Source organism: Aquimarina aggregata (genome assembly GCF_001632745.1).
GTDB classification, from domain to species: Bacteria; Bacteroidota; Bacteroidia; order Flavobacteriales; family Flavobacteriaceae; genus Aquimarina; species Aquimarina aggregata.
The window spans coordinates 185,699-203,372 of record NZ_LQRT01000046.1 but is presented as its reverse complement, the minus strand read 5'-3'; the positions used below and the strand labels follow the sequence as shown (position 1 = coordinate 203,372).

General features: G+C 33.6%; 9 protein-coding genes. 5 read left to right on the top strand and 4 right to left on the bottom strand.

The window, feature by feature from the left end:
* Positions 1-10: 10 nt before the first annotated feature.
* Both AWE51_RS21780 and AWE51_RS26695 read right to left on the bottom strand, forming a co-directional pair.
* The gene (locus AWE51_RS21780) at positions 11-736 is read right to left on the bottom strand and encodes a LytR/AlgR family response regulator transcription factor (RefSeq protein ID WP_066318208.1); all 726 of its coding nucleotides are present in this window, start codon (positions 734-736) and stop codon (positions 11-13) included.
* Between the two features lie 158 nt (positions 737-894).
* Positions 895-1,044 carry a hypothetical protein gene (locus AWE51_RS26695; RefSeq protein ID WP_157766193.1) on the bottom strand — a complete coding sequence of 50 codons (150 nt, stop codon included), beginning with the start codon at positions 1,042-1,044 and terminating at the stop codon, positions 895-897.
* On the opposite strand from AWE51_RS26695, the gene AWE51_RS21775 reads away from it, so the two are divergent.
* From AWE51_RS21775 to AWE51_RS21760, 4 genes are all read left to right on the top strand, one after another.
* The gene (locus AWE51_RS21775; RefSeq protein WP_066318200.1) at positions 1,043-4,045 is read left to right on the top strand and encodes a TonB-dependent receptor plug domain-containing protein; all 3,003 of its coding nucleotides are present in this window, start codon (positions 1,043-1,045) and stop codon (positions 4,043-4,045) included. The two genes, AWE51_RS26695 and AWE51_RS21775, sit on opposite strands and share 2 nt — an antisense overlap.
* A gap of 11 nt (positions 4,046-4,056) precedes the next feature.
* The gene (locus AWE51_RS21770; RefSeq protein WP_066318198.1) at positions 4,057-5,649 is read left to right on the top strand and encodes a RagB/SusD family nutrient uptake outer membrane protein; all 1,593 of its coding nucleotides are present in this window, start codon (positions 4,057-4,059) and stop codon (positions 5,647-5,649) included.
* Between the two features lie 274 nt (positions 5,650-5,923).
* Entirely contained in the window at positions 5,924-7,840 is a 1,917-nt protein-coding gene (gene nagB, locus AWE51_RS21765) for a glucosamine-6-phosphate deaminase (protein ID WP_066318964.1), read from the top strand.
* A gap of 9 nt (positions 7,841-7,849) precedes the next feature.
* Entirely contained in the window at positions 7,850-9,913 is a 2,064-nt protein-coding gene (locus AWE51_RS21760; protein ID WP_066318196.1) for a beta-N-acetylhexosaminidase, read from the top strand.
* 19 nt (positions 9,914-9,932) lie between these two features.
* On the opposite strand, the gene AWE51_RS21755 is transcribed toward AWE51_RS21760, so the two are convergent.
* Both AWE51_RS21755 and AWE51_RS21750 read right to left on the bottom strand, forming a co-directional pair.
* The gene (locus AWE51_RS21755; protein WP_066318195.1) at positions 9,933-10,667 is read right to left on the bottom strand and encodes a LytR/AlgR family response regulator transcription factor; all 735 of its coding nucleotides are present in this window, start codon (positions 10,665-10,667) and stop codon (positions 9,933-9,935) included.
* A 42-nt stretch (positions 10,668-10,709) separates the two neighbouring features.
* The gene (locus AWE51_RS21750; RefSeq protein WP_082832557.1) at positions 10,710-11,501 is read right to left on the bottom strand and encodes a sensor histidine kinase; all 792 of its coding nucleotides are present in this window, start codon (positions 11,499-11,501) and stop codon (positions 10,710-10,712) included.
* A gap of 526 nt (positions 11,502-12,027) precedes the next feature.
* Between AWE51_RS21750 and AWE51_RS27200 the strand changes: the two genes are divergently transcribed.
* Positions 12,028-17,619: a glycosyl hydrolase family 18 protein gene (locus AWE51_RS27200; protein ID WP_066318187.1), complete on the top strand. Its 5,592-nt coding sequence runs from the start codon at positions 12,028-12,030 to the stop codon at positions 17,617-17,619.
* The last annotated feature ends 55 nt before the right edge of the window (positions 17,620-17,674 follow it).

Here is a 17,674-nt window from a genome sequence, read left to right as displayed (position 1 = left end):
AAGATGATATTTATGTGTGTAAATCTTTACTGTTATTAAAAATTGTTTCTTTAACGTGTTTTACATAATTACGTCCTATTGGGATTTTTTTACCTGCTAGTTCTATGAGATTTCCCTCTACAGATTTTATTTTATCAATAGCTATTGTATAAGACCTATGCACACGAATAAAGTTAGAATTTGGTAATTCTTCAGTAATACCCGTAAGGGATTTATGAACAAGGTAATTACCAGAAACTGTAATTATTTTTATATAATCTTTTAAACTTTCAATACATAGAATATCTTTTAATAGCACTTTGACAAGCTTTTTGTCTACTTTAACAAAAATAAAAGGCTCTTTATTCCCTGTATAATCGTCATTTCTTAATTGACTTTTATTTAAAACTTGACTTAGTTTATTGATCGTTTTTAGAAATCTGTTAAATGGTATTGGCTTAACTAAATAATCTAAGACATCTAGTTCAAAACTCTCTACAGCATATTCTCTATAGGCAGTTGTAATAATTACTTGATAATTGTGCTTACTGTTCTTAATAAAATCTAAACCATTCATACCTGGCATATTAATATCTATAAACAAAGCATCAATATCACCACTTTCAATTGTTTGTATAGCATCCAACGGATTCCCAAACGAATTAACAAGTTCTATATTTTTAAATTCAGCCAAATGAGATTCAATTACCTTAATGGCTAATGGTTCATCATCTATGATTATACATTTTATAGTCATAAAATTGGGGGTTTTAGTATTGTATAGGATGAATTCTAAACAATATTAGTTTTCTGAAAAAACATTTACGTTTTATTACGACTTTGTTAATAAATGTTTAAAATCGTGAAAAAATTATGCGTTTTTTTGATGAAAAACAAAATAGTTGACTAATTATTTTAAAATCCTTTTTTCTGTAAAACACTTGTCTCTAAAAAAGTGTTGTTTGTTGTTTCTTTTGTGTTGTTGGGATATTTAATTTCTTTTTCAATTTTATTGCTATCTACCTTTAGGAAAGAATAAATAAACAAATCAATCTTATATTTCATGAAAAAAACTATTTTGATTTTTTCTGCTTTTTTTTGTCTATTAATTATAGATCAAGCAAAAGCACAAGAAAGAACAATTTCAGGAACAGTAACTTCGAAAGGAGCAAATTCGACACCTCTGCCTGGAGTTAATGTTATTGTACAGGGAACAACAAAAGGAGTATTAACAGATTTTGATGGTAAATATACGATCGAGGCTTCTTTAGGACAAATTTTAGAGTTTAGCTATCTAGGACTTAAAACTACATTTAGGACTATTGATAATGCTAATGAAATCGATGTTGCCATGGAAGAAGATCTGGAGCAACTCGAAGATGTAGTCGTCACAGCATTAGGGATTCAAAAAAGTAGAAAATCGCTAACCTACGCAGCTCAGGATATAAATGCCGAAGAACTTAGTAAAGTAAAACAAACAAACCCTGTGAACAGCCTTTCAGGTAAAATATCAGGAGTTGTTGTTAATCGAAGTTCTTCTGGAGCAGGAGGGTCAGTTAAAGTTACTTTACGTGGTAATTCTTCTTTAGGAAATAATCAACCACTTTATGTTGTAGACGGTGTACCGTTGTCTAATCCCACGGGAGGTCAACCTAATGATACCTTTGGAGATATTAATGGCGGAAATAAAGATGGGGGAGATGTGTTATCTTTAGTAAATCCAGATGATATAGAATCATTAACGGTTTTAAAAGGAGCATCTGCTTCTGCTCTATACGGTAGTGCAGGTTTAAATGGAGTTATCTTAATAACTACCAAAAAAGGAAGATCAGGAAGCTTTAAAGTAGATTTTTCATCTAATTTATCGGTAGATAGTGCAGCATATTTTGTAGAGCTGAATGATGAGGCAGAGAATAATATTGACGACTTTTTTAATTCAGGCGTTACTTCGATTACTTCATTATCAGCATCAGGAGGTAGTGAAAATGCACAAACTTATTTTTCTTACTCAAATACCTTTGCATCAGGGATATTACCAACAAATGATTTAAAACAACATACAATTAACGTAAGAGAAACGGCTAAATTTTTTGATGGCGTAGTTACGGCTAACGCGAGCGTTCTAGCGACAACTCAAACGATTACGAATAGACCTGTATCGGGGTTATACTTTAATCCGTTAGTGGGTGCTTATAACTTTGATGCCGCGGGAGAACGTTTGATTGATTATGAAAATTTTGAAACATTTGATCCAAACAGGAATATACAAAGTCAACGATGGTTCAGAGCTACTTCAGATATAGAACAAAACCCGTATTGGATATTAAATAGAAATGCGAGTGAAGATAGGAATAGAAAATTATTAGCATCAATGAGTTTAAAATTCAAGATCAAGGATTGGATATCATTACAGACTAGAGGAACATATGATCAAACTTTGTTAGATTATGACAAACAAGTTTTTGCTACAACAGATGCTACATTAGCACCTGCAAATGGAAGATATATTTTTAATGAACAAGATATAAGACAACTTTATGGGGATGTTATAGCTACTATTAATAAACAATTTGGCGAGTTTACAATATCTGCTAATGTTGGAGGGAGTACAACTAGAACAACTATTGAAATTTTAAATGCCGATTCAGGTACAAATGGAGGATTGCAATTCGCAAATGTTTTTTCAATTCAAAACTTTAATGCTAACCCACAAGTATCGATATTTCAAACCTCGTTAGATAAGAAAGTAAACTCTGTGTTTGCCAGTACCACTTTTGGATTTAATGAAAAGGTTTTTGTTGACCTAACAGCACGAAATGATTGGTCATCATCATTGCCTTCGGGAAGCAACTCTTATTTCTATCCATCTGTGGGAGTCACAGGAGTATTAAGCGAAATTTTTGAAATGGGTGATAAGATATCCTTTGCAAAGATTAGAGGATCTTATGCTGAAGTAGGGAATGATGTACCTGCAAATACAGTATTTCCAGAACGCCAAATTCTTTTTGGAGGAGGGATAAGCCCATTGGATCCTGTGAGACCTTTGGGAGAAGTTCGCCCAGAACAACAAAAATCATACGAAATTGGTACAGAATGGAAATTCTTTGATAATCGATTAGGGTTTGACTTAGGGTACTATCATACAAGTACTGTAGATCAGTATTTTCAAGTTCCGGTTTCTACAGGAACGGGATCTGTTACGGTCGGAGTTAATTCTGGAGATATCATTAATGAAGGTTTTGAAGGAGCGATTTACATTGTACCATTACAAACAGAAAATTTTAAATGGGTTTCTAACATAAATTTTGCTACGAATAGAAATGAAGTAAAAGAAATTAGTAATCCTTCTGATGATGTGCAAATTGATAATCAAGTTATTTCTGCTCCTGGTGTGAATACTTTTGCGTCATATTTGGTAGAAGGAGGATCTTACGGAGATATTTATGCACAAGTCGTTAAAAGAGATGCTAATGGTCGACCAGTAGTTGATAGCGGGGCTATAGTTCTTAATGATGAAAACCCTGATAATACTATTGCAGGACTTGAAAAAGTTGGTAATGCAAATCCGGATTTTACATTAGGATGGAATAATTCAATAACCTATAAAAAAGTAAGTCTTGACTTTTTAATTGATGGAAAATTTGGAGGAGAAACGATAAGTATGACAGAAGCTATTATCGAGGGGTTAAGTAATAACTCTCAAAGAGAAACCACTAATGAGACTATCGAAGTAGTAAACCTGGCAGGTGATCCATCTACTTTAACAGCTCAAGAATATTATGGATTAGCTGGTGGTAGAAACGGATTTACAGGAGAATATGTTTATAGTGCAACTAATATTCGTCTTGCAGAGTTGGCTATAGGGTATAATTTTAAATTATCAGAATCATCTTTTTTTAGAAATATAAAAGCTTCATTAATTGGAAATAATTTATTCTTCTTTTATAAAGATGCACCTCATGACCCCAATGTTTCATTAAGTACAGGAAATGCATTGCAAGGAGTTGATGTACTCGGGCTTCCTTCAACAAGAAGCTGGGGATTGAATATGAATTTAATGTTTTAAAAAAAAGAAAAATGAAAAATAGAAATAATATATTTTTATCAAGTCTTGTTGCCTTTTCTTTGGTGTTCTGGGCATGTTCAGATAATTTAGAAGAAATAGATGGCAACCCCAGAAATATAACTCAAGAACAATTAGAAGTAGATTTTCAAAATGTAGGGTCTTTATATAAGCCCATGTTTGAAAACATTTATCAATATACTCCAGTTTGGTCATATCAGCTGCAACAAAATTTAAATGCTGATATTTTTTCTGGATATATGACTAATCCTAGACCCTTTGTGGCTGGAGCTAATAATTCAACTTATAATTTGGTTAGTGGTTGGAATAATTTTATTTGGAGTGTACCGTACTCTAATGTAATGAACAACGCGAGAACAATAGAAAACGAAACAAAAGAAGAATTTCCTGAGCTATTTGCAGTTTCTCAATTATTAAAAGTAAGTGCGATGCATCGCGTTTCTGATGTTTTTGGACCAATAGTATATACTAAGTTTGGAGCCTCCGCTACAACAAGTGAGTATGATTCTCAGGAAGAAGCCTACAATGCTTTTTTTATAGATTTAGAACAGGCAATAATGATTTTGTCAGAAAACATAGATAGTCCAAGGTTTACTGCTTTTGACTTGGCATATGGAGGAAATTATGAAAGTTGGATAAAATATGCAAACTCTCTAAGGTTACGTTTAGCCATACGCATTTCAAAAATTAATCCAGCAAAGGCAAAGGCAGAAGGAGAAAAATCATTAAATCACCCTATTGGAGTAATTGAAGCAAATTCAGAAAGCTTTTTCATAAACGGAACACTTGATCATCCTATAAAAACGATTAACAATTCTTGGGGAGATATTAGGATGAATGCGTCAATAGAGTCAATACTAGTAGGTTATGAAGACCCTAGAATTAATAGTTATTTTATTACTTCAGAGGTAAATGAAGGAGAATTTAAGGGAATACGAAATGGTTTACCATTATTACCTGGATATGCAGATGAACTTGCACAAAAAGCAGACTATGTTACCTTTTCATTACTTTCAGAAACAGTATTATCGCCAAGGGTACAGCTTATGACCGCGGCAGAGGTTTTTTTCTTGAAAGCAGAAGCTGCTTTAAGGGGTTGGTCAGGTGCAGGCGATGTACAAGCTAATTATGAACAAGGTATAGTAACGTCTTTTGATCAATATAGTATTTCAGGTGCTGCAAGTTACATAGGTAATAATATATTGACTCCTAAAGATTACGTAGATCCGGTCACTACCTCAAATAGTACAAATGCTTTGAGTACTATTACTATTGCATGGGATAATAGTGCATCTAATGAAGAAAAATTAGAACGTATTATTACACAAAAATGGATAGCAATGTTTCCAGAAGGTCAGGAAGCTTGGAGTGAATATAGACGTACGGGATATCCTAAATTGTTTCCAGTTGTAAGTAATCAAAGCGGAGGAGTAGTAGATACAGATCTTCAGATACGCAGAATCCCCTTTGTAGATAGTGAACTGCAGACAAATCCAGATGGAGTTTCTAATGCCATTAGTAAGCTTGGTGGGGCGGATAATGCAGGAACCAGACTATGGTGGGATGTGCAAGGAGGGAATTTTTAATAAAGAACTAGAATGTATTACTGATCACAATTAAATTTTGAAATTAGTTAAAAACCCAATGTAGTAGCTACTATTATTGGGTTTTTGTTTTGGATAAAATAATATGTTTTTTTAAGTCGCTTATGATTGCTTTTATGTCATCTGTCGAAAAACTTTCAATAAATACAATTAAGATTATAACTTCATCTTTAGATAAGCCATTAAACAACTAATTTATTACCATAAAATGAATTCAGAAACTAGACAGGAGAGTGCCAAAAGCAATGATCACACTATGCCTTACTATAAAGATATCAGCTATCGCGAGGCTGGGAAATTTGAAGAAACAAGATTTGAAAAAATTCATAACGTAGTATTCAAAAGTTCAGATTATGCTTCTTTAATCGTAGCTCATGAAATAGCCAAACTTATCAAAGAAAAACAAAAAAAGGAAGAATATTGTGTTTTAGGATTGGCTACGGGTTCTTCTCCTATTAAGGTATATGAAGAATTAGTTAGACTTCATAACGAAGAAGACTTAAGTTTTGTTAACGTAGTTACATTTAATTTGGATGAATATTATCCAATGGATAAAAATGATATGCAGAGTTATCATTATTTTATGCATCAGCATTTATTTGATCATATTGACATTTTACCAGAAAATATACATATACCAGATGGTACCGTTAAACAGGAAGATTTACATCAATATTGTATTGATTATGAATTAAAGATTAATTCGTTTGGGGGATTAGATTTTCAGTTGTTAGGAATAGGTAGAACTGGGCATATTGGCTTTAATGAACCAGGATCTCACTACAATTCTGTAACAAGAAGCATTACATTAGATCATTTAACACGGTCGGATGCTGCATCTTCTTTTTTGGGAATAGATAATGTTCCTAAAAGAGCTATAACTATGGGGATTGGAACAATAAAAAAGGCATCTCGTATTGTTATTATGGCTTGGGGACATAAAAAAGCCGAAATAGTAAAAGAGACTATAGAGGGTTCTATATCCGCTACTATTCCCGCTACATATCTTCAAAATCATACAAATACAACTTTTATTCTGGATAAAGAAGCTTCAGAAGAGTTGACACGTATAAAAACACCTTGGTTAGTAGGACCTTGTCGTTGGAATGAAAAATTAAAAAGTAAAGCAATAGTTTGGTTAAGTCATCAAGTGCAAAAACCTATTTTAAAATTAACAGAGAAAGACTATAATGATAATGGTATGTCCAGTCTTTTGGCAGAAGAAGGAGCTTCTTATGACCTTAATATAAAAATGTTTAATACGCTACAGCATACAATTACTGGATGGCCAGGAGGAAAACCTAATGCAGACGATACCAATAGGCCAGAGCGTAATGTTCCTCACAAAAAAAGAGTACTAATTTTAAGTCCACATCCAGATGATGATGTAATTTCAATGGGAGGAACTTTTCATCGTTTGGTAGAGCAAGGACATACAGTTCATATAGCGTATCAAACTTCTGGTAATATTGCTGTATCTGATGAAGAGACTATAAAATATGCTGAAGTTATACAAACTATTCAACCAGAGGGACAGAAGGCTGTTGATATTTTAAGAAGCCTAAAAGAAAAACAAAAAGATGCAATTGATACTATCGAAGTTCGAAACCTTAAAGGATTAATTCGACGGGGAGAATCTCTTGGAGCTACTCGTTTTTTAGGATTACCAGATGCTTATGTACAATTTCTGGATTTACCTTTTTATGAAACAGGAACTGCTAAAAAAAATCCATATACAGAAGAAGATATAACAATTTTAGTTAAATTGATTAAGAAAATTAAGCCCCACCAAATATATGCCGCGGGTGATTTAGCAGATCCTCACGGTACTCATAAAGTATGTTTAGATATTCTTTTTAAAGCTTTAGAAAGGTTAAAAGAAGAAGAATTTATGAAAGATTGTTGGGTTTGGTTGTACAGAGGAGCTTGGCATGAATGGGATATTCATGACATCGAAATGGCAGTACCCTTAAGTCCTGATGAGGTACTTAAAAAAAGAAAAGCAATCTTCTTTCATCAGTCACAAAAAGATGGTGTAATGTTTCAAGGAGATGACTCTCGAGAATTTTGGGTTAGAGCAGAAGAACGCAATCAACAAACCGCAAAAAAATATCATCAATTAGGATTAGCAGATTATGCTGCAATAGAAGCATTTAAGAGATATCACTTTTAACACATATTAATGAGAAAACATTTTTTAATTTTACTTGTCACCATTTTTACTATGCAACTAGCTTTTGGTCAGTTTGATAATAGAGAATTAAATAAAGTTATGCCAATACCTAAAGACACAAAAATAGGTGTTGGAAGCTTTATTATTCAGGAAAATTTTACTGTTGCTATTCAAGACACAAGTAATAAACGTATATACAATGCGACAACTCGATTTATTAGAAGATTAAGCAACGAAACTGGGGTTTTTTTAAATCATGGTTTTCCTTTGACTATAACAGAAAATAAACCATCATTACACATCTCTTACGATCGCATTGGAGAATTAAAACTATTTGAAGATGAATCCTACAATTTAGAAGTTACAAATCAAAGTATAAAACTTCATGCGGTTACCGACATTGGGGTATTAAGAGGATTAGAAACGCTATATCAATTACTAAATTTTGAAACTAATCATTTTTATATTCCATCAATAAAGATTATTGATGCTCCTAGATTTCCTTGGAGAGGTTTAATGATTGATGTAGCAAGGCATTTCCAACCAGTAGACGTGTTAAAGCGTAATTTAGATGCAATGTCTGCGGTTAAACTTAATGTTTTTCACTGGCATTTGACAGATGATCAAGGATTTAGGGTAGAATCTAAGACACACCCAAAACTACATGAATTGGGATCAGATGGGCAGTATTATACGCAACAACAAATAAAAGAAGTAATATCGTATGCCGGAGATAAAGGTATACGGGTGATACCTGAGTTTGATGTTCCAGGACATGCTACGGCTATATTGACCGCATATCCAGAAATTGCCAGTAAAAATGAATCGTACACAATAGAAAGAAATGCAGGTATTTTTGATCCAACTCTTGATCCAACTAATGAAAAAACATATGAAGTATTGTCTGATTTATTTGAAGAAATGACACAGTTGTTTCCAGATGAGTACGTACATATCGGTGGAGATGAAAATGAAGGGAAGCATTGGAGTGAAAATGATGATATTAAAGAATTTATGAATAAGAAAGGATTCAGTTCTAATCATGAATTGCAAACGCATTTTAATATTAGACTCCAAGAAATTTTAAAAAAATATGGAAAGAAAATGATTGGCTGGGAAGAAATTATGAGTCCAGAAATCGATAAATCTGCTATTATCCATTCTTGGAAAGGTGTAAATGAAGGACTCCCCGCAGGTGAATCTCTTATAAAAGCAACAGAAATGGGGTACAAAACAATACTTTCTAATGGATATTATATTGATTTAATGTTACCAGTAGAGGAACATTATGCGGTAGATCCTGTGCCTTATGATAACGTACTCACAAAAGAACAAGAGGATATGATTTTAGGAGGAGAAGCGACAATGTGGAGTGAACTAGTAACACCATTAACAATTGATTCTCGTATTTGGCCTAGAACAGCAGCAATAGCAGAACGGTTTTGGTCTCCAAAAGAAGTTTCAGATGTTGAAAACATGAAGATGAGATTGCATAATGTTAGTTTAGAGTTAGAAAAACTCGGAACGATGCATTTAAGAAATAGAGAAGTCATTTTACGTAACATTACAAAAACAGAAGATATTACTGCTATTTCCGAACTTACTAAAGTATGTGAGCCTTTAAAGTTATATAGTCGTAATAAAGGAGGTACAGAGTATCAGACATATTCTCCATTTACGTTATTCGCAGATGCTTGTACAACTGATGCTAAAGATGCTAAAGAATTTGAAAAATTAGTCGATGAGCTTATCAATCAACCAGAGAATAAGAAGATAAGAATTCGATTAAATCAGTACTTACATAAATGGAATTTATTGTCTAGTAGTTTAGAAGGCTTTGATAACCCTATAATTAATGAAATAAAACCAATTTCAGAAAACTTATCTCAAATATCTAGCATTTTGTCAATGTCTCTTAAAAATAATAACCTTTCGACAAATCAAGAAGAGACCCTAAAGGAATATATAGAAAGAGCAAAAAAACCGGTTGCAGATGTAGAGCTAGTGGTCATAGTGTCTTTTGAGAGATTGATGATTCATCTTAAAAACTATAGTAAAGTGGCACATAAATAAAAAGAGTGTATTAATGTGATTATGTTATTGATCCTTTTAGAATTTTATCTTTTACCTCTTTAACATAATTTCGACCAATAGGTACGATATTACCGTTTATATGAATACAATTACCTTCTATAGCGTCTACTTTATTCAGAGAAATAGTAAAAGATCTATGTATTCTAATAAACTTGTCTTCGGGAATTAATCTAGTTATAGCGGCCAGATTATAATGTGTAATGTAATCTTTGGAAATAGTTTTAATAGAAACATAGTCTTTTAAACTTTCGATATATAAAATATCGTTGAAGAAAATTTTGATAAGTTTTTTGTTGACTTTTACAAAAAAATGATCATTATCCTCTAAGGGCATTATTGTTGATTTAGTACTGTTTTTTTTAGCTTCTTTTTGAAGATGCATCTGTCTTGAGACTTTTTTCAAAGATATCATGAATCTTTCTAATGATATAGGCTTTACTAAATAATCAATAACATCAAGTTCAAAACTTTCTACCGCATATTCTCTATATGCCGTCGTAATAATAATAAGGGGGGAAACGCTTAGGTTTCTTATAAAATCCAAACCATTTACTCGTGGCATATTAATATCTAAAAAAACTAAATCAACAGACTCTTGTACTAGTAAATTAAAACCTTCGATAGGATTATTACATGTACAGATTACTTCAAAATCACTGAAATTTTTTAAATGATTTTCAATTACACGTATGGCGAGTGGTTCATCATCGATTATTAGGCATTTTATTTTCATAAGATTGGGGTGGGTTTTAAAAGGATAATACAAAAAAAAGTATTATTCAAGAGGTATTTTTAAGTTTACCTCAAAGTAATTTTTGTCTTTATTAAGGGTTAATTTATATTTGTTTTTGTACAATAATCCAAGCCTGCGTTTGGTGTTTTTTAATCCTATTCCGTTAGTTTTTGTGTTCTTAATTTCAGGATCTATTTTGTTATTTTTTGTCTTAAAGTAAAGCCAATTATCTTCAATATTAATTTCAACATATAAAATTACACTTCCTAATTCATAATCGGTACCGTGTTTAAAAGCATTTTCTATAAATTGTAGAAGTAATAACGGAGGTATTTTACGACCTTCGATAGTGCCAGTTAACGAAAAGTCTACCTGAACGCGATCACCAAATCTTAAATGTTCTAAATCAATGTAATTCTGGATATATTTTATCTCGTCTATAATAGGAACACTTTTCTTATTTCCTTGATAAATTACATAACTCATAAATTCTGACAGCTTTACTACAGTTTCTGGAGCCTGGTCGGATTTTTCTAAAGTTAAAGAGTATAAATTGTTTAAAGTGTTAAAGAAAAAATGAGGTTGTAGTTGAGATTTTAATAAAGATAACTCGTTCTTGAGCCCTTGTTTTTCTAATGCTTCGGTTCTTTTAAGATTTTTTACATAATCGATAGTGATTTTAATTGCTGTCGTAAAGCCAATAACATATATCTCACCAATAAAAGCAGCTAGTATATAATTAAAATCAAAAATCGAATTGCCTTGTTTTTCAGATTCAGGAAAAACATTTGTGGTTACAAATTCATAGGTAAAAATGATTCTCACCAATGTCATAGTCAAGACAGCAACAAGAAGTATAAAAAGATATTCTAAATATTTGTTTGGTATTAGTTTAGGAAGTAAAAAATAAAGATTGAAATACACTAAAATAATGTGAACCACAAACTCTACCAAGTTAGATTCAAAGGAGTATAGGTAATCATCAAAATAACTACCCCACCTTAAAGTGTTTAGTGTGAAATAAATTAGCCAAAAAAGACTATGTTGTATGATTTCTTTTTTTATGTTGATGAGTTTATGTTTTGTGAGATAATACTAATTCGATAATGAAAATACTTTATTTCTACAAAAGTGATGTTTTTTTTAGCTAAACGACACAATTTTAAGCATTAAATGCAATGATGTTTTGGAAATCCTTTCGTTGACTTTTCACTTCTAAACAGCTACAAAATTAAGTCATTCAGCTAATTAGTTTTTTGAGAAATGGACTTCTTTCTATTTTTCGACCTAGAAAGTATTAACAAATAATATTTTTCTAAAAAACACAAAATCATTTTTATCTAACGTAACACAAACAATTATGAAAGACCCAGAATTTACTCTAAAAGAGTGGTGTTGGAAAAAAATTCCAATAGCATTCATTTTATTACTATTTGTATATGGCTCAAGTACGCTAAATGCACAAGTCAATACAGGTGGCTCTGCAACTACCGCAAACCATAATAAACAGGTAATTGGTTATATTACGAATTGGGATGCTTGGAAACAACCAACCGCTGGAGTACCAGCTCAGGGAGCATTAACACAATTAAATATAGATTACTCGAAATATACTATTCTAAATTATTCTTTTTTTGGAGTAGCAAATGATGGATCTTTACATAGCGGAGACCTACGAAATAAAAAAATATACCAAACCGGTGTAACACAAGAACCAGCAGATTTATTATATGGCGATCCTTACAGTAGTTGGGATTTTCATATTTTATTTGGCGAAATTGAAAATGTTAATTACATAAGCCCAGCTGTTAAAGAAAGAGCTGAAGCTATGGGTTATCAAGTTACTGTAGGTGGTACTTCTTGGACTCATCCCGAGTGGGGACTATCAGGAGTTTTACCCTTACCCTTACCCAAAGTTGGTAGTGGAGCAAAAGGACTATTAGAATTAGCTCATGAAAATGGAGTAAAAGTAATGGCATCTATTGGTGGCTGGAGTATGTGTAAGCATTTCCCTGAAATGGCAGCGGATCCCGTTAAAAAAGCTCGTTTTATTGAGGATTGTAAAAAACTTATCAATATGGGCTTTGATGGGATTGATCTCGATTGGGAATATCCGGGACCATTTGCGGGAATGAACTTTACTGGGACAAATGCTGATTATGCAAATTTTGAAAACTTAGTTCAGGAAATTAGAAATGCAATAGGTCCAGGAAAATTAATCACAGCAGCAATGGCTGCCGATTATAAGAAACTCGAAGGATTTAACTGGTCTAAGTTAGCAAGCTCAATGGATTATTTTAATATGATGACCTATGATTTTAATGGAGGTTGGTCTAATATAGCGGGACATAATGCACCAGTGTATCCATATGATGGAGCAGAAGCCCCAGACTTTAATTGGCAGACATTATTAACTAAAATGACCGCTATGGGAGTTCCTGCTAGCAAAATTAATTTTGGTGCTCCATTTTATGGAAGAGGTGTAGTAACAGATGGTACTGCAGCTCTTAACGCTCCAACTGTAAAAAGAAACGTTACCATACAACCTGATGGTCCTGTTAGTACCGCAGCAGATTATACGCATTGGCCTCAAGAAGTATATGACGGAACTCCGAATTACTTTTTTATCAAGCAAAAAACAGGTGCAGGAAGTGGATGGACAAAAAAATGGGATGATCAAGCCAAAGTACCTTATATGGTTAAAGGTAATTTCTTTTTAAGTTATGATGATGAAGAATCTATAGCTATTAAAGCTCAATTCATAAATGATAATAACCTTGCCGGTACTATTGTATGGACAGTATTTGGGGATTTAGAATTTAGCGGTTCCCCCCAATCATTTGGTACCAAATTAAAAAGATGGTCAAATGTAAAATCTCCTCTGATTAATAAGATAAACGAAGTATTTGCAGAAGGTGGTAACCCACCTAACAACCAGAATCCTTCTGTTACTTTAACATCGCCTCAATCAGGGGAGGTATTTAGTGCTGGTTCTTCTGTTACAATTTCGGCAAATGCAACAGATACAGATGGGACTGTTACCAAGGTAGAATTCTATAACGGTGGTACATTATTAGGGCAAGATACAACTGCACCATATGCATATACATGGGATAACGTAGTAGCAGGAGATTATACTATTTCGGCAAAAGCTACTGATAATAAAGGAGGAACTGCAACGACATCAGTCTCAATAAAAGTGAATGGAATTGGAGGTAATGAGTCACCTTCTGTAGTTGTAACCTCACCACAAGAAGGAGATACTTTTACAGCAGGAGCTTCGATAAATATTGAGGCCAATGCGTCTGATAGTGATGGTACTGTTACTAAAGTAGAATTTTATAATGGTACAACTAAGTTAGGAGAAGATACCACTGCTCCTTATAGTTATAGTTGGAATTCGGTTGCTGCAGGAAGTTATACACTTACGATTAAAGCTACAGATAATAAGAATGCAGTTGGTTCTGCATCTGTTGCTATTACTATTACCGATGGTGATGGAGGCTCTTGTACAGCACCAGCGTATGTAGCAGGACAAGTATATACTGGCGGAGACAAAGTATCTTACAAAGGAAATGAATACGAAGCAAAATGGTGGACTCAAAACAATGACCCTGTTACAAATAATGAAAATGTTTGGAAACTAATTGGTCCTTGTGGAGATGGTGATGGATCTGCACCACAAGTTGTAATTACATCTCCTACTTCGGGAGCAAGTTTTATAGCAGGTAATAATATTACAATAAATGCCAATGCATCTGATAGTGATGGTACTGTTACTAAAGTAGAATTTTATAATGGCACAACTAAATTAGGCGAAGATGTATCTAGTCCATTTAGTTATACATTAAGTAATGTAGCAACTGGAAATTATTCATTAACTGCTAAAGCAACAGATAACGATAATAAATCAACAACTTCTACCGCTGTAAATGTGAGTGTCACAACCGATGGAGGTGATGGTTGTACAAGTAGTAGTGATTTTAAAGTAGTTGGATATGCTGCAAGCTGGCAAGGAAGCGCAAATGATATTCAATATGATAAACTTACGCATATTAATTACTCTTTTATATTACCAAATGCAGACGGAAGTTTACGTGCACTAGATAATATAGCTAAATTACAACAGATTGTATCTAAAGGACATGCGCAAAATACAAAAGTATTAATCGCTGTTGGTGGTTGGATGGATGGAAACGATGGTCCTTTCAAGACTTTGGCTGCTAATGCATCTACAAGAACGGCATTTGTAAATAATCTTGTAAGTTTTGTAAATCAATATAATCTTGATGGAGTTGATATGGATTGGGAATATCCAAGAGAGGGTAGTGAACCACAACATTTCGAACTATTAATGCAGGAGTTGGGACAGGCTATGCACAGCAGAGGTAAATTGTTAACAGCAGCTGTAGTGGTTTCTGGATGGAATGCAGATGGCGTACTTAATGGTGTTTTTGATGATGTAGATTTTCTAAATATTATGGCATATGATGGTCCCACGCATGGATCTATGGATCAAGCAACAGGAGGTTTAGATTATTGGTTAGGTAGAGGATTACCTAAAGAAAAAGCAATATTAGGTGTTCCTTTTTATAGCCGACCTCAAGTAAAAAGTTATAGCCAATTATTAGCTTCAGGCGCTGGCCCAAATGCAGATTCTTATCAAGGAACAAATTATAATGGAATTCCAACAATTAAAAAGAAAACTGAAATAGCTAAAGAACGAGCAGGAGGAATTATGATTTGGGAGCTATCTCATGATACTAATGATCAATCAACTTCTTTACTTACTGCGATTCATCAAGTCGTAGGAGATCCATGTTCAGGAAATGATGAGGTTGATGGAGGAGTAATTACAGGAGGACCGTTTACATTTACCGTAGGAGATGGTATTGCCGATAATGTATCAGGAATTACATTAAACGGAAATAAAGGTACAAACTCGCAATGGGTAATTACAGATGAAGAAGGCAAAATTCTTGGACTTCCGGGATCTCCAGAAGCTGTTAATTTTGATGAGGCAGGAGCTGGCGTATGTTTGATATGGCATTTAAGTTATGAAGATGGTTTGCAGGGAGCTACTGTTGGAAATAACGCTTCTAATTTAGTAGGAACATACGATTTATCTAATGCTATTAGAGTAACTAGAAATACAAGTACAGGTGGGGGAGATTGTGATGAAGCTCAATATATAGAGAGTGGAGGTAATTATGTTGCAGGAAGCAAGGTTCAAAATGATGGAAAAGTATACCAATGTAGAGATTACCCAAATAGCGGATGGTGTAATGGAGCTGCATGGGCATATGCACCTGGAACAGGAACATATTGGCAAGATGCCTGGACATTTGTTGGTGATTGTACAGGCGGTGGAGGTAATAGTGCACCTACAGTAACCATAACAAGTCCAGCAAGCGGCACTAGTTTTGATGTTGGAGCAACAGTAAATATTGCTGCAACAGCAAGTGACTCTGATGGTACAATCGAAAAAGTAGTATTTTCTGTAGATGGTATCGTAATTAGCGAGGATAACTCGGCACCATACACGACAAATTGGACAGCAACACAAGGTAATCATACCATTACTGCAACAGCAACAGATAACTTAAATGCTACAGGTGATGCTACGCCGACAACAATATCAGTTGGATCGACACCACCTCCAGGAGGTGGAAATCTACCTAAAAGAATTTTAGTAGGATATTGGCATAATTTTAATAATGGTTCCTCTATCCCAAAATTAAGTGAAATTTCAGATAAATGGGATGTAGTCAATATATCTTTTGCGATACCTACAGTTCCTGGAGGTGCTAATATGACATTCACTCCAGATCCTGCGATTTATAGCAGTGTGCAGGAGTTTAAGAATGATGTTGCTTTACTGCAAAGTAGAGGAAAAAAAGTATTGATTTCTATGGGAGGTGCTACTGGAGCTGTAGATGTTGATAGTGCCGAAGACGCTCGAATTTTTAGTAATTCTATGATTAGTATTATCAATGAATATGGTTTCGATGGAATGGATATAGATTTTGAAGGTAGTTCTATAGCTTTAAGTGCAGGAGATACGGATTTTAGAAATCCAGTTGGACCAAAAGTTGTAAATCTTATTACTGCATTTAGATCGATCTTATCTCAATTTGGATCTGATTTTATATTATCTATGGCTCCAGAAACAGCTTTCGTACAAGGTGGGTATTCTGCGTATGGAGGTTCGTTTGGAGCTTATTTACCGGTAATTTATGCTTTAAGAAACGATATGGATTATATTCATGTGCAGCATTACAATACAGGTACTATGCGAGCACTTGATGATCAGATATATGCTCAAGGAACTGCTGATTTTCATGTAGCCATGGCTGAAATGCTATTACAAGGGTTTCCAGTAAATGGAATTCAATTCCCTGCATTACGTGCTGATCAAGTGGCCATAGGATTACCGTCAACAGCTGCAGCTGCACCTGCAGGAGGGTATACTGCACCTGCAGAAGTACATAAAGCATTAGATTATTTAATTAAAGGACAGTCTTTTGGAGGTAGATATACCTTAAGAAACCCATCAGGATATGCTAACTTTAGAGGGTTGATGACATGGTCGATTAATTGGGATGTTGTAGGAGGTTTTGGATTTTCTAATCCACATAGAGCTTATTTAGATGGACTAGCTGGTAAATCTGCCCTTGTACAAAAAGACCAAAATAGTGATGTAATATTAACTCCAAATCCAGTAAGTGGAGATGTAATTAATATCAATGTTAATTGTAACGTACAAAAAGGGACATTTGATCTACAAATATTTAATGCTACAGGTATTCAAGTTTTGGACATTAGAAATACTAAAATACAAAAAGGAGAAAACCTAAATACTTTTGATGTAAGTAGATTAGAAGATGGACTTTACTTCTATACTATTAATACGCCTAGTGGTAAGACTACAGGCAAACTTCTAAAACATTAATATTTAAATTTTTTAATCACTCAACGATTTATAAAAGTCGTTGGGTGATTTTTTG

Excerpts from the sequence above, each read along its gene's own strand:
- AWE51_RS21780 (WP_066318208.1), bottom strand. The coding sequence starts at position 736 with ATGACTATAAAATGTATAATCATAGATGATGAACCATTAGCCATTAAG.
- AWE51_RS21775 (WP_066318200.1), top strand. The coding sequence starts at position 1,043 with ATGAAAAAAACTATTTTGATTTTTTCTGCTTTTTTTTGTCTATTAATT.
- AWE51_RS26695 (WP_157766193.1), bottom strand. The coding sequence starts at position 1,044 with ATGAAATATAAGATTGATTTGTTTATTTATTCTTTCCTAAAGGTAGAT.
- AWE51_RS21770 (WP_066318198.1), top strand. The coding sequence starts at position 4,057 with ATGAAAAATAGAAATAATATATTTTTATCAAGTCTTGTTGCCTTTTCT.
- nagB (WP_066318964.1), top strand. The coding sequence starts at position 5,924 with ATGCCTTACTATAAAGATATCAGCTATCGCGAGGCTGGGAAATTTGAA.
- AWE51_RS21760 (WP_066318196.1), top strand. The coding sequence starts at position 7,850 with ATGAGAAAACATTTTTTAATTTTACTTGTCACCATTTTTACTATGCAA.
- AWE51_RS21755 (WP_066318195.1), bottom strand. The coding sequence starts at position 10,667 with ATGAAAATAAAATGCCTAATAATCGATGATGAACCACTCGCCATACGT.
- AWE51_RS21750 (WP_082832557.1), bottom strand. The coding sequence starts at position 11,501 with ATGACATTGGTGAGAATCATTTTTACCTATGAATTTGTAACCACAAAT.
- AWE51_RS27200 (WP_066318187.1), top strand. The coding sequence starts at position 12,028 with ATGAAAGACCCAGAATTTACTCTAAAAGAGTGGTGTTGGAAAAAAATT.